Here is a 20611-nt window from a genome sequence, read left to right as displayed (position 1 = left end):
AAACCGGCCTGAATGTAGCCGGTGATCATCTCGAGCACCCGCTCAATGCGGGCGTGATGCAAAACCCGCTGCGGCGTGATACGCTGTGGTTAACGATAACCATGCCGTGTTCGCAACGAAGGGAAGACCCTATGACATCCCTGATCACAGTCAATGAGGACCTGAACCAGTTCCACCTGACCAATGGGCGGGTGAGCATGATCCTCAAGGTCGTCGAAGGCAAGCTCATCAACCTGTACACCGGCGCGGCGGTGCCCGATCGCCCTGACTTCGGCTATCTCGTCGACGACGGGTTCCGCGTGCAGGCGACCACCGCCGACGAGCACGGCGAGCTGCATATCGAGCAGTCGCGCCAGGAGTTCCCCGAATACGGACGCGGCGATTTCCGTGGTCCCGCGATCACCGTGCTGCAAGGCAACGGCTCGCGCATCACCGACTTCCGGTACGCAGGGTTCCGCGTCGCCCCCGGCAAGCCGGAACTCGAGGGACTGCCGGCGACATACGCGACTTCAGTGCCGGGTGATACCGGTGCCGAGACCCTGAGCATCGATCTCGTCGACGACCTCACAGGTCTCACCGCCACCCTGAACTACACGATCTTCCGCGACGAGCCGGTCATCGCCCGCAGCGTGCTCGTCGCGAACCACGGCGACGAACCGGTCACGATCGAACGCATCGCGAGCCTGAACCTCGACCTGCCGGACAGCGACTACGAGATGATCGAGTTCACCGGCGCGTGGGCGCGCGAACGCGAGCCGCATCGCCAGCCGTTGCACCCGGGTGTGCAAAGCGTCGCCTCGATGTGGGGCGCGAGCAGCCCCTACTTCAGCCCCAACGCTCTCTTCGCCCGACCCGACACCAACGAGGACCGGGGCGAGGCGTTCTCCCTGTCGTTCGTCTATTCGGGCAACTTCGACCTGCACGCCGAGGTCGACGCGTACGGCGCCACCCGACTCCAGCTCGGCATCAACCCGGCCGGATTCGCATGGCGACTCGCGCCCGGCGACTCGTTCCAGAGCCCCGAGGCGCTGCTCGGCTACACCGATCGCGGATTGAACGCCCTGAGTCAGACCCTCCACCGCATCGTCCTCGACCATCTGGAGCGCCCGCAGTGGGCGCGGCGCGAACGGCCGATCCTCATCAACAACTGGGAGGCCACCTACTTCGACTTCACCGAGGAGAAGCTGCTGGAACTCGCGCGGATCGCGCACAGGGCCGGCATCGAGCTGTTCGTGCTCGACGACGGGTGGTTCGGTCGCGGGGATCATGCGCGCGTCAACGATCGCGCGGGACTCGGCGACTGGATCACGAATCCCGAGCGACTGCCCGAAGGCATCGCCGGCATCGCCCGGAAGATCAACGAGATCGGCATGCGATTCGGCTTGTGGTTCGAGCCGGAGATGGTCAACCGCGCCACCGACCTGTACGAGGCGCACCCCGACTGGGTGATCGCGACCCCAGGCCGCGAAAGCGCCGTGTACCGCCAGCAGTACGTGCTCAACTTCGCGAATCCCGCGGTCGTCGACCACATCTACGAGCGCATGCACGCGATCCTCGACTCCGCGAACGTGGCGTACATCAAGTGGGACATGAACCGCTTCATCACCGAGGCGTACGACGCCACGCGCGGCGCCGAGCATCAGGGCGAGGTGTTCCACCGCTACATCCTCGGCGTGTATGCACTCTACCGGCGACTGCTCGCCGCGTTCCCCGACCTCATCATCGAAGGCTGCGCGTCCGGCGGATCGCGCTTCGACATGGGTATCCTCGCCTACTCGCCGCAGATCTGGACCAGCGACGACACCGATGCGGTCGAACGCCTGTCGATCCAGTACGGCACCAGCTACTTCTTCCCCGTCTCGTCGATGGGTGCGCACGTGTCGATCACGCCAAACCATCAGACCGGGCGATCCGAGTCGCTCGCGATGCGCGGTTCGGTCGCGATGTTCGGCACGTTCGGCTACGAGATGGACCTGACGCAGGTGGGGGAAGACGAGCTCGACGAGATCGCGCGGCAGGTCGCGTTCTTCAAAGAGCACGCGCCGCTCCTGCATAATGGCGACCTGTACCGCCTGCGCGCGCCGTACGATCACCGTCAGGCCGCATGGATGGTCGTCTCGGCCGACCAAGCGCACGCGATCGTTGGCGACTATGTGATTCTGGGCATGCCGAACCGGCACAAGTCGCGGCTGCGTCTGCGCGGGCTGGACGCGGATGCAATGTACCGCGTGACGACGGTTTTGGGGCCGGGCCTTGGCCCCGACGACGCATTGCGTGGGCGACTCGGATACTCGGCGGAGGATGAGGGTATCGGTGCCAGGACCACCGGGACCAGTGCCGATGCCGAATCCGGAACCGACACCAAGGCCGCCCCCATCACCCCCGGTGTCGTCCGTTCCGGTGCCGAACTCATGCATATCGGCATCAACGACACCAACATCGGCCCGGACTTCACCTCCCGACTCTATCTCATCGACCGACTCTGATCGGCGGGACATTCAACCCCCGTTGTACGTACGCCGGCCCCATGCCCGGCGTACGTTCCCGGTGGTCGTCCACCATCCGCCCCCGTTTTGCGTATGCCGCTACACATCCGGCGTACGTCCCCGGGGGCTATTGTCGCCCGACTCCCATTCTGCGTACGCCACCCTATGCTCAGCGTACGTTCCCGGTGGCTTTCCCTGCTCTGTCACCCGTATTCGTACGCCAGGCCGGAGTCAGCGTACGAATACGGGTGACAGAACCGGCATCACCCCGATGGGCGTACGCTCAGCCCGACTCACCGTACGCCCATCGGGGCATCCCCGTCCCAAGCCACAGAGAACGTACGGCACCCCGAACCAACGAATCTATTATAGAAAATCCTATAATAGAATATTCTATTATAGGATTTTCTATAATAGTGTTATCATTATCTTCAGGCACAGACGGTACGCCAGGGACGAAAGAAGCAACCATGTTTGTAGGACGGCAGCAAGAGCTCACCGCGCTGAATCGCATGTACGACAGCGACAGATTCGAGATGATGGTGATTTACGGACGTCGACGCGTAGGGAAGACCGCATTGATCGACCGCTTCCTCGCAAGACGCAAGGCCCTGTACTTCACTGCACGGCAGCAGAATTCCCAACTGGTTCTTCGTTCCTTCTCCGCAGCTATGTCCGAATACTTCGGATACCCGGATGTATTGAACTTCGGGACATGGAGCAATGCCATCGACTACCTCGTCAAACAGGCCCAACAGAATACCGGAGAGAAGCTCGTCATCGTCTTTGACGAATTCCCCTACGCCGCTGAGGCCGAGCCGAGTCTGCCATCAACCCTGCAGATCGCCATCGATCACGGATTCAAAGACACCAACACCATGCTCATTCTTTCCGGCAGCAATCAGGGATTCATGGAAAACCGTGTGCTCGGATACAAAAGCCCTCTATACGGCAGACGAACCGGACAACTACGTATGCAGCCGTTTGATTATCTGGACGCCTCCGAATTCATCGCCAGCTGCTCACCGCAGGATAAGGTGCTGTATTACGCAACATTCGGCGGAACCCCATACTATCTCGCACAGCTCAGGCCGGATCTGACCTACGAGGAAAACGTAGCGTCCCTCTGCTTCAACAAGACAGGACTGCTGTATGAAGAGCCGATGATGCTGCTACGAGAGGAGCTCAAAAGCCCCGCCATCTATGATTCCATACTTCAGGCCATCAGCAACGGATGCAACACATCGAAAGTCATTGCGGAGCGCATAGGCATCGAACAGACATCCCTGCCCTTCTATATGAAAACGCTTGAAGGTCTACGGCTTATCGAAAAGGCCGTGCCCTTCGGGGAGAAACCCACCTCACGGAAATCCCATGTCCACATCGTAGATCCATTTTTCGCATACTGGTATCACTTCGTGGCTCCCAACGTCACCCTCATCGAAACAGGAAACGGAGAGAGGCTTGCCCAACGAATCGCGCAAAGTGGACCATTCGCCACATATGTGGGACAACAATTCGAAAGCATGTGTCAGCAATGGGTACTGCGTTCCTTCGGTGCCGGAACACTACCGCTGATGCCTACACAGATAGGTAAATGGTGGGGCAACAATCCGATGAAACGAGAGGAAACGGATATCGATCTCGTAGCGGCCGATCCAGCCGAAAAGCACATACTGCTCGGTGAATGCAAATGGCGCAACAGAGTCGATGAAACCGAGATGATCGAGGCATTGCGGGAACGAATCGGTCTCATTGGCGGATATCGGAAAACAACCCTGGCATTTTTCACCAAGAATCCAATGCACGAAGCCACCTTGGCGAAATACCGGAACGACCCGGATATGCTATTCGTTCCGGTAAAGGACATGTTCGAGGAGGTTTTGAAAAGGAAGGTCTGAAAGGAACCGAGGTCACCGGCCGCCGTTGAGCCAGACCTGGTCGTAGGGCATGCCGGTGAGCTTCTCGATCGTGCGACGGGTCTCCTTGTCGACCGCCGACTTGCGCCCGCCGGACTGCAGACGGTCGATCTCGGAAAGCACCATGCCATCGGTCTTCTTGTCGATCCTCAGGTGCGCGGAGATCAGCCAGCACAGGACCATCGACACCCCGAACCAGCCCAACAGCACCACGCCCACGCCGATCCGCGCCGTCGGCGACTGCACCGACCGGGTCGCATCGAACCCGACAACGCCCAGCACCACGCCCACCAGGATCGTCGCCAGCCCCGAGAACAGCTGACGGAACGACGCCTGAATCGCCGAGAACGTCGCCGACCGGTAGCGACGCGTCACCACCTGATCCACGTCGGCCATGTACGGGAACACCGCCCACGGCAGGTAGCCGCACAGGGACTTGAACGCGAAGAACCACAACGAGGCCGCCACCGCCACCACCGTCCACACCGGCCCCGGCAGGCGACCCGCCAGCACCCACACCAGCAGCAGACCCGCCACGCCGGAGAGGCATCCGGCGAAGTTGATCGCGTACATGCGACGCGGGCCCAGCTTCGTCATGCCCATGCCGAACAGGGGCATCAACGGCAGGGACACCGCCGCACAACCCAAGAGCAGCGAGGCGAACGCGGCCGTACTCCCCCAGTCGAACACCACGAAGAACACGAACGTCTGCCCGAACACGTCCATCGACACCTGCACCATCAGATAGATCGCCAGATGCTTGCGGAACTCCTTCACCCGAAGCGTCGTCGCATACTCGTGCAACACCTTGACCATACGACGAGCCCAACCAGCCAGACCAATATGCCCGTCGCGCACCTCGCCACGCGCGTAGGCGCCGAAACCGGCAGCCTCCGGCGTCATCTCCCAGGTGCGACGCCAGCAGACGAACACGGCCAACGAGAACGCCACGACCGTCGCGATCGTGAACACCATATACCCGACCGGCCGATCCTCGCCCGTCACCGACAGGACCGCACTGCCCGCCAGCGGGATCACCGTCGTCGACGCCGTCGACACGAACAGACGCACGGTCGACAGCTTCGTGCGACCGGTGAAATCAGTCGTCATCTCCCCCGGCAGCGCGCTGTAGGAGGTCGCGAACATCTGCGCGAGCACCACCCACAGCACGTAGGCGGCCGCGTACGCGGCAAGTGGCAGTCCGGGGATCCACAGGAACACGCCGAACAGCAGCAGCGGCGAGGTCAGCATCAGCAGAAAGCGACGCCGACCGAACCGCCGGCCCACATCGTAGCGGTACAGATTGTCGTCGAGCACGCCGAACAACAGGGCCGCCACCGCGCTCACCAGCGCGCTCATGCCGATCACCGACTGCGAGGTGGCGATGTCCATGCCGCAGAATCGCGTCCAGAACAGCGACAGGTACGTCGTGATCAGCGTCAACTGGCCGCCGCCGAACACATCGCCGATACCGTAGCCGAACGCCTGCGGGAAGGTGATGTGACGGCCCTTCGACGAGTCGATTGCGCTGCGTAGGGCGTCGCTTTCGCTGTCGGTCATGGGAGGGTTGCGACCTTTCTGTCCGGAATTGGTGGTGACTGGCGCGACGTGGCCCCCTCGTCAGAGGGGACCGAGATCGATCAATAAAACTGTCAGTGGCGGATAGCGAGGACGGTGAACGACCAGGCGGGGGCCGTGTATGCGGCCTTGCCAGCGCTACCGGCCAACACGACGTCGGTCATCACGACCGGAGCGGTGGGCGATTCGGCGCCCTTGTTCCCGGCGTACGGGTCATCGCCGGTCAGGACGGTGGCGGTCGCGGTGACGACCGCGCCATCGCCCTCACCAGACTCAAGTCCCAGCGCGTCGAGCACCTGCGTCAGATCCACGTCGACCGCATCGGGCAGCGCGTTGACGATGCGGATGTAGTCGACGCCCGCCGCGGAATCGCGCGACACGGACACCGTGCGACGCGGCTCCTCGGCGACCTCACGGCCTTCGATCACGAGCCGGTCGTCGATGTACAACGCCAGCGACTCGCCGCGGTCCGCGACCTCGATGCGCGCGTGCCACACGGTGCCGGGACGCACCGCGTCCATCGACGCCTCGGTGTTGGCGAGGTTGTATCCGGAGCCGTCGCGCACCAAACGCAGCGCGAAACCGCGGCCGAACGACGCGCCGTTGTGATTTTTGCCGTCGATGTCGCCGAAGTCGAATCCGACGCCCCACATGCCCTCGTAGTAGGTGATGGTGGCGCGGATCGTGTATGCGTCGGCCGCGAGATCATCCGGCGTATCCAGCGTGATTCCGCTGCCGCGGTACTCGACGTCCGGCAGATCGACGCGACGGCCATCCGCCGTTTCGATCGACAGGTCGGTGATGTCGGCCTTCGCGCCACCACCAATACGCAGTCCGATGCGGTTCGGCAGATCACGGCGCAGCGTGGTCGGCCCCGAAAGCGCGACCGGCCACGCGGTGTCGGCGGTGGTGTTGGCGAACATCTTCTGCACCCAGTAGCTGTACGGGTGGTAGACGTGCTCGTTGTCGAAGTAGATCAAGTCCGGGTTCCACGAATCGTGGCCGTTCTTGCAGAACAGCGGCGCGTAGGACGCCATGTGTACGGCGTCGCCGTTGAGCTCCATCGCACGCCCCATGAACGCGGCTTCGGACAGGCCGTTGATGAGCCCGGTGCCCCACGAGCCGTACTCGCCCAAGTACACCTTGGGGCCTTCGCGGTCGGTCAGATCGTAGTGGTCGAGGTTGTGGAACCACCAGCTCGACGACTGGTAGGAGTGCTCGTCGACGATCGGGATGCGGGCCTTGCGCGCGTAGTCCCAGCCCTGCTCGTAGTCGCGGCCGGCCGGCGCCGGGCCGATCGTGCCGACGACGGTGATCTCCGGGTGTGCGGCCCTGACGACGTCGAAGATGCGCTCGAAGCGGTCCTTGAACACGTCGTCGATGAGGTCCTCATTACCGATGCCGAGGTATTCGAGGCCGAACGGCTCGGGATGGCCCATCGCCGCGCGCTTGGCGGCCCACTGGTTGGTGGCCGGGTCCGCGTTGCAGAAGTCGATCAGGGCGAGCACCTCGTCGATGTACGCGGGCATGTCCTCGAGGGCGATCGGCACCGGCCCCTGGCTGGTGTTCTGGCAGCTCACGCCGGCGGCGAGCACCGGCAGCGGCTTGGCGCCGATCGTCTCGCACAGGCGCAGGTACTCGTAGTAGCCCAATCGGAAGGACTGGTGGTAACCCCACAGGTTGAAGTCGTGCGGGCGATGCTCGACCGGTCCAATCGTGCGATCCCAGTGATACATGTTGTCGATGCCAAGACCATGCGCGACGCATCCGCCGGGGAAGCGCATGAACCGGGGTTTCAGGTCGGCGAGCGCCTTGACGAGGTCGGGACGGAAGTGCTCGAGGCCCTTGTAGGTGGTGCGCGGCTCGAGCGAGACGGAGTCGAGGTCGATGACGCCGGTCTCGGGGAAGGCGAGTCGCAGCACGCCCCGGCGCGCGACGACCGGTTTGCCGGCGTAGACGTCGTCGGCGGCAGGATCGCCCGACGCGTTGGACACCGACTCGCCCGATGTACCCGGCACGCTCAGTTCCGCGTGCAGCTGCGTCCACTCGCCATTGGCGGCGGATGCGGGCGCGTGGACGGTTGCGGAGGCGAGCGTCTCGCCGTCGTCGCCGATCAGCGAGACGACGATCGGCAGACCCCTGCCGTGCGCGCGCGTCCAGACGGAGAAATCGTACGTCTCGCCTGCGCGGAACGTCATGCCGTCGAAGCCGACGTTCTCGAGGGCGGGAGCGGCGGACGGATCGCCCGACTCCCCGACCTTGCCGATTTCAGCGACCGCGTAATGCGGGTTCTCGTCGGCCACGGGCGCGACATCGCGGATCGCAAACGCGGCGAACGTGCCCTCCGGCACGACCTCGCGCCAGAAGCTGTAGTTGCTCCAGCCTTCGCGATCGGCACGATCGTATTCGAACGCGCCGTTCTGGACGAGCTCCGAGTTGAGGCCGCCGTCGGCCGCGTAGCTGATGTCCTCGAAGAACACGCCCCACAGGTCGGTGCTGATGGAGCGCTCGCCCGCCTTGTCGAGCGTTGCGATGAGGGTGTCGGTCATATCGTTTTGTTCCTTTCGTGGGCTCTCGGGATTCCGCGACGAAATCCCGGGAACTGAATCATTTGTCAAGGGCCACCCAGAGCACGCCGTGGGGCGGGATCGTGCCGGTGATGACGCGGTCGGAGCCTTCGCCTTCGATGCGCACGTCGGCCTTGGCGCCGGGGGCGTCGGCGTAGAGGTCGGTCAGGGTCCAGTCGTCGTCGCGCGCGTCGAGGCCGACGATCGACTGCAGCTGGATGTTGCCGCCGATCTCGTACTCGTCGTCGCCGGTCCAGAAGAGCGCGGCGTAGTGGCCGCCCGCATGCGCGGAGGGCGTGCCGTCGGCCCAGTCGGCGGCGTCGGCGGCCCAGACGATGAACTCGCCGCGATAGCTGTTCTCGTCCCACCACTTGGCGAACTGGCGCTCGCGCACGAGTTCGCGGTTGTTCGTCGATCCGGCGGTCACCTCGCGCAGGGCGGGGTTGGCGAGCAGGGCGATCGCGTCGTCGTTGCTGGTGGGCAGATCGCCGCCGACCATGAGCGGCGAGCGGCCCATGCACCACAGGGCGAGGAGGGTCTTCTGCTCGTCGAGCGTGAGGCGCGACTGGCGGTCGTCGCCTCGCTCGGCGCGCAGTCCGATGTGTCCGAACGGGATCATGTCGGCGTCGGCCCAGTGGCCGGTGGACTGGAACGGGGCCCAGCGGGCGAGGCGCGCGAACTGCTGGTAGATGTCCTCCCAGCGGTCCCACAGGTCGTCGGAGATGCGCCACATCTGTGCGTTCTCGCGCAGGAAGTCGACGTACGTGGTCGACACCCAGCCGCCGGGCGACAGGGACAGGTCGATCGCGCGCCCGTATTTGACTTCGGCCTTGGCGATCGCGCGGTGATAGGCGGCGATCTCGTCGACGTGGAACGGGGTCTGCATGTCGTCGACCTTAAGGAAGTCAAGCCCCCAGGAGGCGAACAGGTCGAGCTGCGCGTCGTACCACGCCTGTGCGCCGGGGTGATTCTGGTTGAGGCCGTAGTTGTCCGGGTTCCACTTGCACACGTGCTTGAGGTCGGCCACGTCCTTCGCAGTGTAGTCGGTGCCGTACACGGGCAGGTTCTTGTCGACGGCGAGGCGCGGGATGCCGCGCATCATGTGCACGCCAAGCTTCAGCCCCAGCTCGTGGACCTTGTCGGCGAGCGGCTTGAAGCCCTTGCCGCCGGCCGCAGACGGGAATCGCACCGGGTCGGGCAGCTGGCGGCCGTATTCGTCGAGGATGAGCGGCGCGTTGGCGTTGTAGCCGTGGGCGCGCGCGGTCGGGTCGTACCAGTCGATGTCGATGACCAGCGTGTCCCAGCCCGCGTCCTTGAGGTGCTCGGCCATGAAGCGTGCGTTGGCGAGGAGCTCGTCCTCGGTGACGGTGGTGCCGTAGGAGTCCCAGCTGTTCCAGCCCATCGGCGGGCGCCACGCCTGGGGAAGCGTCTGATTCGTCATCGTATCCTGCTTTCACTACTGTGGTTAACGTTAATTATTGTAGCGCTACTATCAGTATTGGCAAGACACAGCAAGTCGCAGTCGTCCGCATCACAGCACCCCATAGCACACCGTCACAGACGTGTCCAAACGTCAATCATGAGTAAGCGCACGCAAGTATGCAGCATTCACTCGAACACCTACACCCACACGCAAAACACCGTTTTGCCTAGAGTTATCGATAACCATATACTGGGCTTCAGTAACCACCGACGATGGCGACAACCACGACAAGAGCATGACAAAGGAGTGCCCATGATCACGCAAAGCACTGCGTCGACCCCGAAGACCGAGGCCTACCTGTTCGTCCACTTCATTGGCGACGAGAAGACCCCACTGGACGAACAGATCTACTTCGCTCTAAGCCGCGACGGCGTGCACTGGCACGACCTGCGTCCGGCCGGCAAGCCGGCGCTCACCTGGACCGGCGGCGAGAAGGGCGTGCGCGATCCGCATATCCAACGCGACCCGCGCGGCGGCTTCCACATCATCGCCACCGACCTGTCCATCCACTACCGCGGCGGATGGGGTCCGAACGACGGCGCCACGACCAACGGATCGACCGGACTCGTCGTCTGGGACTCCCCCGACCTCGTCCACTGGGATGAGCCGCGGCTCGTGGACGTCGCCTCGAAGATCCCGGGAGCCGGCATGGCGTGGGCCCCGGAGGCCTGCTGGGATCCGGACAAGGAGCAGTGGATCGTGTTCTGGGCCACGCGGACCAACACCGACGAGCCGGGCAGCCCGCTCAACAACGAACTCGGTGATCGCACGAACATGTACTACGCGACCACCACCGACTTCCGCACCTTCTCAGATCCGGTCAAGTGGATCGATCGTGCGGCCGGCATCATCGACACGACGATGATGCGCGACGATGACGGCTGGTGGTACCGCGCCTCCAAGGATCTGGAAATCACCATCGAACGCACGCGCAACCCGTACGCGACCATGCGCGAGACGCTGCGCACCGACGACCCGCAGGAGTGGTCGTACGTCGGCACGCTCACCGACATCCTCGGCAACGGCCGCTACTCGTGGAACTACCTCGAAGGTCCGGAGCTGTTCCACTACAACGATGCCGACGTGAAGGTCATCAACGGCCGCGAGATGCGCTACGGCCTCATGTGCGACCAGTTCGCCGAGGCCAAGGGCTACCTGTCGTTCCGCTCGGCCGACCTGTCGAGCCGCGAGCCGGAGGACTGGGCCGTCGCCGACGACATCGACTTCGGCAAGCTCAAGAAGCGCCACGGCGCGATCCTGCCGATCACCGCCGCCGAATACGACGCCATCGAGGCCGCCTTCGCGCTGTGAGCGCGGATGCGTGCGTTTCCCATCCACCCGTTGCGTCATCCATCGCGCTGTGAAATCCCCATGGAGCGGTGAGCCGATTTTACGGATTGGCGGAATTCCGCCATTTTGCCACACCGCTCCATGGGCCAAACATGGCGCGATGGTCACTTCACCGCGCGATGGGCCCATAGACCGCGTAATGGATGCGGACCCAGTGCACCTATTACGCAAAACGTGACAAACGTACCCATAAAACTCAGGAAAAACGTTACGCAAAACGTGACAGCGTAAGGATCGCGATGTCACCTGACGAGAGCCATCTCGCTTATGAGGGGTGCTTTTTGGGGGTTTGCGGACATCCATCTGCGTTACGAGGGGTACGTCTCGCGGGTATAGGGGCTCTGAAACGGCTTGTCCTCAACGAGATTAAGCCGTTTTGGGGCCTTTATACATGAGGTAAGTACCCCTCGTAACGCAGATGGATGTCCGCAAGAGGCCCAAAGTATCTCTCATGACGCAGATACCGCGCCTCTCCGCGCTTAACGCCGCTCGGCGCTGCCTCGGGCGACTATGCGGTAGGAAAGGACACGAGTACGAGAGGCCGGAACGCAACGACCCGCAGATCGATCTGCAAAGCGGGGATCCGTGGCGACCGCGGAGCCCCCAGCCGGTCCGCCAATCGCGGCAGGCGCAGGAACCACTGAACCAACAGACGCCCCTATGACCCCTGCAGCGGCTGCGGTTGCATGGTTTTCGCCGATATTGCGCGCAGCCGCGCTCATGCCGCCATGTGCACCCTCGATGCGGTCGATGAGCAGGTCGAGACAGACCGTTGCGATCTCCTTGGTGTCAATGGCCACGCTGGTGAGGCCAGGATTCATGTATGCGCCGTCCGTGACGCCGTCGAAGCCGATGACCATCACGTCCTCGGGCACATGCACGCCCGCTTCGGTCAGGGCCTTCAGCGCGCCGATCGCGATCGAATCGGTCAGTGCGAAGACGGCGTCGAAGTCGCGCGGCGAACGCTCGGACAGGATCTGCCGCATCGTCTCGTAGCCGGATCGGCGATCCCAGCCGCACAGGTAGACGTCGTCCGGCTCGTACGGAACGCCGCCATGTTCGCCCATCGCCTCCCATGCGCCGCACAGGCGCAGACTCGCGTTGCTGACCTGCACGGTGCTTTCGACCAACACCGCACCGCCGCCTTGCGTGTCGCGGTCCGGCGCACCGCCGACCCGCGCGTCATCGCAGTCCCGTATCCGGGCGAGTTCCTCCGGGGGAAGATACCGCGCACCAAGCACCAGGATCCGCCGCGCGCTCTGCTCGATGAGGTGCGTCACCGCGGACCGGGCACCATCGCGATTGGGCGTGAACACGGTGTCCACGCGACCTTCGAGGCCATGACCGTCCAGGACGACCAGCGGATGGGTCGCGGCGAAATTGGCCATCGCATCGAGGTCGGAGCTCGGCCAGCACACGATCGTGCCGTCGCAGATCTGCGCACTGGCCGAGTTCATCATCGCACGCTCGTAGTCGGACGACATACGCGTCTGCTGGGTGATGAGCTGGTAGCCGCGCCGCGCCGCCTCGTCGGACAGATCGGCGGCGAGCGCGGCGGGGAAGATGAAGTCGAGGTCCGCCACGGACAGGCCGATGATGTGCGTGCGCCCGGAGCTCAGCTGGCGGGCGGCGAGGTTCGGCCGGTAGCCGAGTTCGGCGGCGGCGGCGAGTACTCGCTGCGCGGTCGACGCCTTGACGACCGATTTGCCGCGCAGCGCGTTCGACGCGGTCATGCGCGAGACTCCGGCCTTCGCCGCGACATCATCCAGTGTGACCATAGCTGTCGATTCTACCTACCTGAGACGGGGAACGAGGAGACGGGGGGGCGACTCAGATGCGACCGGCGAGACCGTGATCGCGGCCGTCGCGCGCGAACACAGGCACCACGTCGAGCGGGGCGTCGACATCGATGGTCTGGCCGCCGGTGAAGGTCTCTCCGGTGTGCAGGTTCGTCCACGTGGTCGTCTCGCCGCCGGGCAGATAGACTTCGCGCGAGCGGGCGCCGAGTTCGGTGACGGGCGCGACGAGCAGGTCGGGGCCGAACGTGTATTCGTCGGCGATGTCGGCTGCGGCCTCCTCGCCGGGGAACTCGTAGAACAGGCCGCGAACGAGCGGCTGGCCGTTCTCGTGGGCTTCGCGGAACAGTTCGCGCGTGTACGGGCGCATCGCCTCGCGCAGGTTGATGTACTTGACCATGGTCGCTTCGAATTGCGGTCCGAAGCTCCACGGCTCGTTGTCATCGCCGGTGTGCACGTGGGTGATCTTGTTGCCGCGCTTGTCGAGCACCTGGTGGTTGTTCGGGCCGCGGTCGCCGTGGTTGCGCATGACGGGCAGGAACGTGGAGAACTGGCACCAGCGCACGAACAGTTCCTTGAAGTCGTCCGTGGTGATGTCGGAGCCGGCGAAGCCGCCCATGTCGGTGGTGAACCACGGGATGCCGGCCGCGCCCATGTGGATCGCGCAGGTGATCTGCGACTTCAAGTCGTCGAACGTGGAGTGCACGTCGCCCGACCACACGAGGGCGCCGTAGCGCTGGGCGCCGGCCCATGCCGCACGCGAGAGGTTGACGGTGTTGCCTTCGCGTCCGATGGAGAGCTGTCCGTCGTAGAAGGTCTTGTTGTACAGGGCCGGATAGATGTTGCCGACCTTGCCGACCGGTCCCAGGTGGAACAGGTAGTGCGCGTAGTCGTAGTCGCCGCCCCACTCCGGTTCGGCCTCGTCGAGCCAGAACGCGTCGACGCCGAGGTCGGTGTAGTTCTGCTTGATCTTGGCCCAGACCCATTCGCGCGCCTCGGGGTTGGTGGGGTCGAAGAACTGGCTGTCACGCGGCCACCACATACCCACGTCCTTGCCGGTGCGGGTCTTGGCGAGGAAGTTGCGGCGTTTCATCTCGTCGTAGTTCTCGGATTCGAGGTCGATCTGTGGCCAGATGGAGACCATGAGCTTGATGCCCATGCGGTGCAGTTCGTCGGTCATGGCCTTGGCGTCCGGCCAGAACTCCTCGTCGAAGCGGAAGTCGCCCATGAGCGGCCAGTGGAAGAAGTCGATGACGATCAGGTCGATCGGAATGTTGCGCTCCTTGAAGCCGCGCGCGACTTCGAGCAGCTGCTCCTGATTCCAGTAGCGCAGCTTGCACTGCCAGAAGCCCATGCCCCATTCGGGCATGACCGGCGCATGGCCGGTTGCGTCCGCGTAGTGGCGTTCGATTTCGGCCGGGCTGTCGCCGGCGGTGACCCAGTAGTCGATCTGGTCGCAGCAGTCGGCGTGCCATTCGGTGCGATTGAGGCCGAACGTGACGTGGCCGATCGACGGGTTGTTCCACAGGAAGCCGTATCCGGCGGAGGAGATGACGAACGGCACCGAGCACTGCGAGTTGCGGTGCGCGAGTTCGAGCGTGGAGCCCTTCAGGTCGAGCACGCTCTGCTGGTATTCGCCCATGCCGTAGAGGTGTTCGCCGGCCGGCGCCTCGAAGGAGGCGATCGGCGATTCGGCGCCGGATTCGAGCGGGCGATGGGCCCGGGCCCTGAGGCGCAGGGCGCCGCCGTCGGACGCTTCCTTGAACAGGGTCTTGCCGGTGGCGGTGTTCTCGAAGAAGAGGCGGATGTGGTCATGCTGCCATCCGTAGATGGCGAGGCGGACGGTGATGTTGCCGTTGACGAGCACGGCGCCCGTGCCGTCGACGGTGATCGTCGGCTTCGCGCCCAAGGCATCGGCTCCAGACTCGGAATCGGTGGTGGGCTTGAGCAGCGCCCAGTCGGTGTCGAGCGGACGGTTCATCAGGCGCGAGCGCACACGCACGCTGTCGGCGCCCCACGCCTCGACGCGCATGTATTCGCCGTCGCCGGTCCATTCGACGGCCGTTCCGGACTCGTCGACGCGGAACATCTGCGCCGCGATGGCGGCCGGATCCAGCTTCTTGGCGTCGGCGCCGGAGTTCTCGACGCTGACGTCGGCAGCTGCGGTCATCTTGTTGGTCTCGTTGTCCTCGGCGCCATTGCCGGCGTTGCCGGACACGGTTACTGCGCTCATGAGTTACCTCGCTTCTTCGCATGCACTGCATTGTTGTAGCGCTATAATTATAGCGCTACAACAATGAACCGGCAAGCCAACGCGCACGAAGCACAACGCCTACCGATGCCGACAATCAACGCCGACCAGTACCTGCCGACTAACAGCCGACCAACGGCACGGCTTCAGCCGATGAGATGATGATGCCCGGGGCCGAGATCCCGGTAGCTGGCGGTCGGCAGGATCACATCCGCGCGGGTGCGCGAGGGGACGGTCAGATCAAGTTCGAGGACAGGCGCAGGCGAGACACAGTGCACGACCTCCTCGGGCACCCTGAGCCCGTCATGCCCCTGCGCGCCGGATTGGTCATTCGCGTGCGCGGCGGATTCCCCGTCAAGGCATGCCGATGATGCCGACGATTCGCCGGCAAGCACCCGATACGAGACGCTGATGTCGCCCGCGGGAGTGGGCACGACCACGGAGGCCTCGCGAATGACGTCAGTAGCACCCATACCGGCATCCGCGTCACCGCCGACATCCACGCCACCGACACGCTTGCCGACCCACGGCTGGGGCGCAACCTCGAAGCGGCGATAGCCCGGTTCGAGAGGACGCACGCCCATGAGCCCCTCGGACAGCAGGAACGCCGGCGAGGCGCCCCACGGATGCGAGTAGGTCGTGTTGGGTTTGCGCGCGATGTCCCACGCCTCCATCACCCCGCCCGCATTCTGCACGAGCATGTACGCCCACGAGTGCGTGGTGCGCGGATCCGCGATCATCACGGTCGCGTCGGCGCCGAATCCATTGCGATACAGTCCGAGCAGATACGCGGCGGCCGCGTACACGCTGCACGCCATGCCCCTGCCGCGCAGGAACGCGGCGACCCGATCGACCCGCGACTGCGGCACTTCGGCGAAGGTGAGCGCGAACGCCGACGCGTGCAGCGACGCGTGTTCGATGGGTTGCAGCGCATGGTCTGGCCTGTTCAACCCGTTGAGACCATCGCGGTACGCGCCGAGATCGGCGTCGTAGAGCCGTTCGTGAATGGCCGAGCGCATGCGCGCGGCGACGCGGGCGAATCGCGATGCGTCGCTCCCCCGCCCCAGAACGCCGGCGAGTTCGGCCATGTCGGCGTACGCCTGTGATGCGAGCGCGTTGACCACCGTGTTGACCTCGCCGAAGGCGAAGCCGTCGCGTTCGGACGGCGGCCAGTCGACCAGATCGCCGTCCATATGGCTTGATTCGCCGGGTTCCTTGACGACCAAACCGCTTTCATCGTCGACGTACCGCTCGGGCAGCAGGGCGACGAGCCGGTCGTACAGTCGCTCGACGAACTCGACCGAACCGGAGTACATCCACGCGTCGTGCACGGCGAGGATCAGGTACAGCGGCCATTCGGTGGGCCATGTGCGATTGATGGCGAGCCAGTCGATCGTGTATTCGGCGAGCGATGGGGCGGCGTCGAGCGCGAGGTGCGCCCGCTGCTGAATCCACGTGTCGGCCTCGTACGGGGCGCGTTCGCGCGTCCATGAATCGGCGTAGATGTTGCCGTTGAACGCTTCGATGGTGTGCGCGGAGAGACGCCAGACGTTGTCGAGCGCCGGGTCGGAGGAACGGAACAACCCGGGGTACGCGAGCGGATTCGCGAGCGAGTCCGGGAGCCCCGCCGACCGGCCCGCAGAACGCTCTGTCGACCGCCCCGCCAACGACGGATAAACGAGAGCGACCGCGCTGATCGCGCCGTCCGGTCCGATGCCGCGCGACATGATGCGTCCGATCGCCGCGGCGCGCTCGTCGAGCCCGGTCGGCGTGGGCACGTCCCACGAGGAGGGTTGCGCCGGCGGTTGCGCGACGTCGATCTCGACGTAGCGGAACACGCGCAGACCCCATGTTTCCAGCGGTCCGCTGCCCGGGGTCACATGCCAGTGCTCCTCGTACACGTTGCCGGCGGAGAGGTGGTAGCGCACCGATCCGTCGGCGTTCAGGGTTTCGCCGTATCGGATGGTGACGTCGATCGGCTCACGCGGGTCGAGGTCCAGCCGGATGCCGCCCATGTACCCCGCGCCGAAGTCCGCGATGACGCCGACGAGACGGGGCGCGGCGGCGACTTCGCCATCGGCGGCGTCGCGGTCGAGCGAGCGGGTCACGCATCGCAGCATCGCGGGATGCACGTCCACGGCGATCATCTTGTCTGTCGGAGTGGCTTCCAGCCGCTCGAACGCAGGCTTCACCTGCACCGGCGCCCATGCGGAATCGTCGAAATCGGGTTCGCTGAAGCCGTGCGGGAATCGGTCCGCATCGAGGTTCTCGGCGGGCGCCTCGAAGTATTGGGTGCCGATCGACGCGGACGGCGGGTACACGGCCCACGGCTCGGGCAGTGCGCACCAGGTTATCGCACGCGTGGAGTTCTCGGCGGTCGCGTCACCCGCATCGCCCGTGCCGTAGTGTTCGATCTCGCCGTCCTCGTAGCACACGTCGAGTTGTGCGAGGAAGCGGCGATCTTCCATCGTGTACGCGATGACGCCGATCGCGTTGTTATCGTTCGCGCGCAGCAGTCCGGTGACGTCGTAGCCGTCGTATCGGGTCTCATCGCCGATCGGGAAGGTCGGGCCGACGCCGACGAACGTGCCGTTGACCCACATGCGATAGACGAACTGACGCGCAGGGCGGGTCGACGCGGCGGTCGCATTGAGTGTGGCCCAGCGGATGGGCCTGTCGGGAAGTCGAAGGAAACCGCGCAGGAACGCCCAGCCGGAGGTGTTGCCAAGGTCGGAGGATTTCGTGGTCTGGCTGGTCTCTCCCCCAGTCGGCTTCGCCGACAGCCCCCTCGTCAGAGGGGGCCGATTGCCGGCACGGTCGTCGGGGTCGGGGCCCCAGATGGGGGTGGCCTGCCATGCGCGTCCCGCGCCGGTGCCGAACATGACCGGTTCGGTCCACGCACCGTGAGTGCCGTCGGCGTACCGCCAACGTAGGGACGCCCAGTAGCGACGCGAAGGAGAGGTGTCGAGGCCGTCCAGAGCGACGCCGCCCCATGCATCGCCATCCGTCCAGATGTCGGGAGACTCAGGCGGCTCGGGCAATGACCGCATCGGCAACGATGATGGCGTCTGTTCACCGAATGCCTGTCGGTCCACGGATTGCGACGCCGCCGGCTGGTTCCATGATGCCCAGATCGCGCCGCGACCGGCGGCCGCGTCGGTCGGCGTCTCGTCGACGACGATCTGATAGGCGACCGGATCGCCGCCGTGCACGAGGTCCGCGGCAGTGGCCAGTTTCCCAGCCGTCTCGGCGGCATCATCCCGCACATGCAGTACCGGCACGCAGCCGGGTTCCAGGTCGACGGGGGCTCGACGGTCATTGATCAGCAACATGATGCAACCTTCAATCTGCAGCGGAAGTCAAATCACCCGAATGCGGCGATCAGGCGATCACGTTCAACGGCGGTGATCGGCATCACCGTACCGTGGCGCGGCTTGCCGCCGTCCGCGTTGACCGGCAGGCCTTCGCGCAGCTTGCCACTGACCGGCGTCCAGCCGTCAGGATCGGCGAGGTCCTGCGTGGCGAAGCCGATGTAATGGTTCGGGCCGTCGTGGTAGCTGGGCTGGTCGATGAACAGGTACCAGTTGAAGCCGTTGACATCGCCCGGATTCGCGCGGAAGATGCAGGGTCCTTCGCCGCGCGTGAAGAGCTTCGGCTCGCCGGTGGTCTCGTCGCGTTCGCCGTTGGGCAGGCCCACGCCGACGTTCTCGCGTACGAGGTGCCAGCCGGAGGCCGAATCATGAGTGGCGTCCGACAGGGAGCCCGACTCCCCCGGCAGGCTTCCGACGACCGGCGCGAACAGATCGTGCGACCATTCCTCGCGCACGGTCATCGTCTTCTCGTCCTTGACGAACCGGTACCAACGGTCGCCGTCGCGGGCGACGGTCGCGTCGATCAGACCGCGGCCGTCGGAACCGTTGCCCCGGCACACGTCCATCCACACCTGCGGGCGCGAGAACGTACGGAAGTCCTTGGTGGTGGCGATCATCATGCGCCCGTAGGTGGGGTGGGTGCGCTGGTCTGGAGAGACCTCACCACCGTTCTCGCCACCGTACAGGTTCGACGACCAATAGACCGCGTATTCGCCGGTCTCCTCGACCCAGTGGGCCTCGGGCGCCCACGAGTTGCCCGCCTCGGGGCCGGACACGAGCGCGTGCTGCTGCGCTCCCCAATGCACGAGATCGTCCGACTCCCAGATCTCCAGGTATCGCGATCCCTCGCGCTGCGCCTTGCCAAAGTCGCCGTGCAGGGCGGCCACGTTGAGGTCGGTGGCGATGATCGCGAACCGCGAACCGTCGGGCGAACCATCATGCAGACGCATGATGAACGGGTCGCGCAGTCCCTTCGTGCCGTACTGCGACACGAACAGCGGTTCGCCGCCGTTGAGCGTGCGCCATGAAAGCGCGTCGTTGCCGTTCGACACGGCGAGGCTCACCCGCTCGTTGCCGCCGGTGTCGCCGGTGAAGTAGGCCCACACATAGGCCTCGTATACGTCATGAGTCATATCAGTTGCTTTTCTTGAGGTCTTTTTCCATTGGTTCCAGGACGTGAACGTCCATGCCGGGGAGCCGGCCGAAGGAGTAGATCGCCATCATCGTCAGGAAGATCGGCACGCTCAGTCCGAGCGCGACCATCAATCCGGTCCACGTGGTGTACAGCCACACGGTCACGACGAACAGGACCGCGACCATGAACGAGCAGAACGGGCGGGCGATGACCATCTGCATCGAAGTGCGCGCCACCCACCACGGGCTTTCGTCGAAATTCACGTACACGGCCCACGAGACCATCATGAACAGGCCGTAGAGCACGTTGACCAGCAGACTCACGCCGGACAGCGCAAGACCGAGACGCCCCATGTCGTTCCAGTTGAGCAGATAGTAGTTCCACACCAGCAGCAGCCAGATGAGGAACTGCGGCCATCCAAAGATGTTCGCGCGCTTCAGCTCGGCCTTCCATGCGCGATGGAACGTCGTCCACGTCTGGGTGATGGTCCAGGAGCGGTCGTCCACCTGTATCAGCCATGTGCGATAGGTGGCGTACGAGGCGGCGATCGAGGGGAATAATCCCACGACCACTACGCCGAGCAGCAGGTGTGCGATGAATGCGACCTGCACGACCATCAGCATCAGGATGATGCGGCAGAAGTACTCGTATCCGCGTGCGAACCGATGCACGACC

At 64.5% G+C, this 20611-nt stretch carries 11 protein-coding genes; 3 read left to right on the top strand and 8 right to left on the bottom strand.

What is annotated here, in order from left to right:
• Positions 1-131 precede the first annotated feature (131 nt).
• Both EMB92_RS09540 and EMB92_RS09535 read left to right on the top strand, forming a co-directional pair.
• Positions 132-2486, top strand: coding sequence for an alpha-galactosidase (locus EMB92_RS09540; RefSeq protein WP_223847680.1), 2355 nt, complete (start codon positions 132-134; stop codon positions 2484-2486).
• 470 nt (positions 2487-2956) lie between these two features.
• Positions 2957-4387: an ATP-binding protein gene (locus EMB92_RS09535; protein ID WP_150394697.1), complete on the top strand. Its 1431-nt coding sequence runs from the start codon at positions 2957-2959 to the stop codon at positions 4385-4387.
• Positions 4388-4399: 12 nt separating this feature from the next.
• Here the strand turns inward: EMB92_RS09535 and EMB92_RS09530 are convergent, their stop codons facing one another.
• The 3 genes from EMB92_RS09530 to EMB92_RS09520 form a co-directional block, all read right to left on the bottom strand.
• Positions 4400-5965 carry an MFS transporter gene (locus EMB92_RS09530; protein ID WP_150394696.1) on the bottom strand — a complete coding sequence of 522 codons (1566 nt, stop codon included), beginning with the start codon at positions 5963-5965 and terminating at the stop codon, positions 4400-4402.
• 92 nt (positions 5966-6057) lie between these two features.
• Entirely contained in the window at positions 6058-8532 is a 2475-nt protein-coding gene (locus EMB92_RS09525; RefSeq protein ID WP_150394695.1) for an alpha-L-arabinofuranosidase family protein, read from the bottom strand.
• A 58-nt stretch (positions 8533-8590) separates the two neighbouring features.
• A complete protein-coding gene (locus tag EMB92_RS09520) occupies positions 8591-9952 on the bottom strand; it encodes a glycoside hydrolase family 27 protein (protein ID WP_190973657.1) in 1362 nt (453 codons plus the stop codon).
• Between the two features lie 333 nt (positions 9953-10285).
• Here EMB92_RS09520 and EMB92_RS09515 point away from each other — a divergent pair, with 333 nt between their 5' ends.
• A complete protein-coding gene (locus EMB92_RS09515) occupies positions 10286-11344 on the top strand; it encodes an alpha-arabinofuranosidase (RefSeq protein ID WP_150394693.1) in 1059 nt (352 codons plus the stop codon).
• Positions 11345-11862: 518 nt separating this feature from the next.
• Here EMB92_RS09515 and EMB92_RS09510 read toward each other — a convergent pair.
• The 5 genes from EMB92_RS09510 to EMB92_RS09490 all read right to left on the bottom strand — a co-directional run bounded on the left by EMB92_RS09510 (position 11863) and on the right by EMB92_RS09490 (position 20607).
• Entirely contained in the window at positions 11863-13161 is a 1299-nt protein-coding gene (locus EMB92_RS09510) for a LacI family DNA-binding transcriptional regulator (protein ID WP_150394692.1), read from the bottom strand.
• 52 nt (positions 13162-13213) lie between these two features.
• Positions 13214-15412: a glycoside hydrolase family 31 protein gene (locus tag EMB92_RS09505; RefSeq protein ID WP_223847679.1), complete on the bottom strand. Its 2199-nt coding sequence runs from the start codon at positions 15410-15412 to the stop codon at positions 13214-13216.
• Positions 15413-15576: 164 nt separating this feature from the next.
• Positions 15577-18762: an alpha-L-rhamnosidase-related protein gene (locus tag EMB92_RS09500; protein ID WP_150394691.1), complete on the bottom strand. Its 3186-nt coding sequence runs from the start codon at positions 18760-18762 to the stop codon at positions 15577-15579.
• 32 nt (positions 18763-18794) lie between these two features.
• On the bottom strand, positions 18795-19934 hold the full coding sequence (locus EMB92_RS09495; protein WP_150394690.1) for a glycoside hydrolase family 43 protein: 1140 nt from the start codon (positions 19932-19934) through the stop codon (positions 18795-18797).
• Position 19935: 1 nt separating this feature from the next.
• Positions 19936-20607, bottom strand: a complete 672-nt coding sequence (locus EMB92_RS09490) for a YesL family protein (protein WP_150394689.1) — start codon at positions 20605-20607, stop codon at positions 19936-19938.
• Between the last annotated feature and the right edge of the window lie 4 nt (positions 20608-20611).

This window comes from Bifidobacterium callitrichos, assembly GCF_008698085.1.
In the GTDB taxonomy this organism is placed as follows: Bacteria; Actinomycetota; Actinomycetes; order Actinomycetales; family Bifidobacteriaceae; genus Bifidobacterium; species Bifidobacterium callitrichos.
The sequence above is the reverse complement of the archived record's forward strand: the minus strand, read 5'-3'. Positions and strand labels throughout refer to the sequence as shown.

Coding starts and splice junctions, on each gene's coding strand:
- EMB92_RS09540 (WP_223847680.1), top strand. CDS start 132: ATGACATCCCTGATCACAGTCAATGAGGACCTGAACCAGTTCCACCTG.
- EMB92_RS09535 (WP_150394697.1), top strand. CDS start 2,957: ATGTTTGTAGGACGGCAGCAAGAGCTCACCGCGCTGAATCGCATGTAC.
- EMB92_RS09530 (WP_150394696.1), bottom strand. CDS start 5,965: ATGACCGACAGCGAAAGCGACGCCCTACGCAGCGCAATCGACTCGTCG.
- EMB92_RS09525 (WP_150394695.1), bottom strand. CDS start 8,532: ATGACCGACACCCTCATCGCAACGCTCGACAAGGCGGGCGAGCGCTCC.
- EMB92_RS09520 (WP_190973657.1), bottom strand. CDS start 9,952: ATGGGCTGGAACAGCTGGGACTCCTACGGCACCACCGTCACCGAGGAC.
- EMB92_RS09515 (WP_150394693.1), top strand. CDS start 10,286: ATGATCACGCAAAGCACTGCGTCGACCCCGAAGACCGAGGCCTACCTG.
- EMB92_RS09510 (WP_150394692.1), bottom strand. CDS start 13,161: ATGGTCACACTGGATGATGTCGCGGCGAAGGCCGGAGTCTCGCGCATG.
- EMB92_RS09505 (WP_223847679.1), bottom strand. CDS start 15,412: ATGAGCGCAGTAACCGTGTCCGGCAACGCCGGCAATGGCGCCGAGGAC.
- EMB92_RS09500 (WP_150394691.1), bottom strand. CDS start 18,762: ATGTTGCTGATCAATGACCGTCGAGCCCCCGTCGACCTGGAACCCGGC.
- EMB92_RS09495 (WP_150394690.1), bottom strand. CDS start 19,934: ATGACTCATGACGTATACGAGGCCTATGTGTGGGCCTACTTCACCGGC.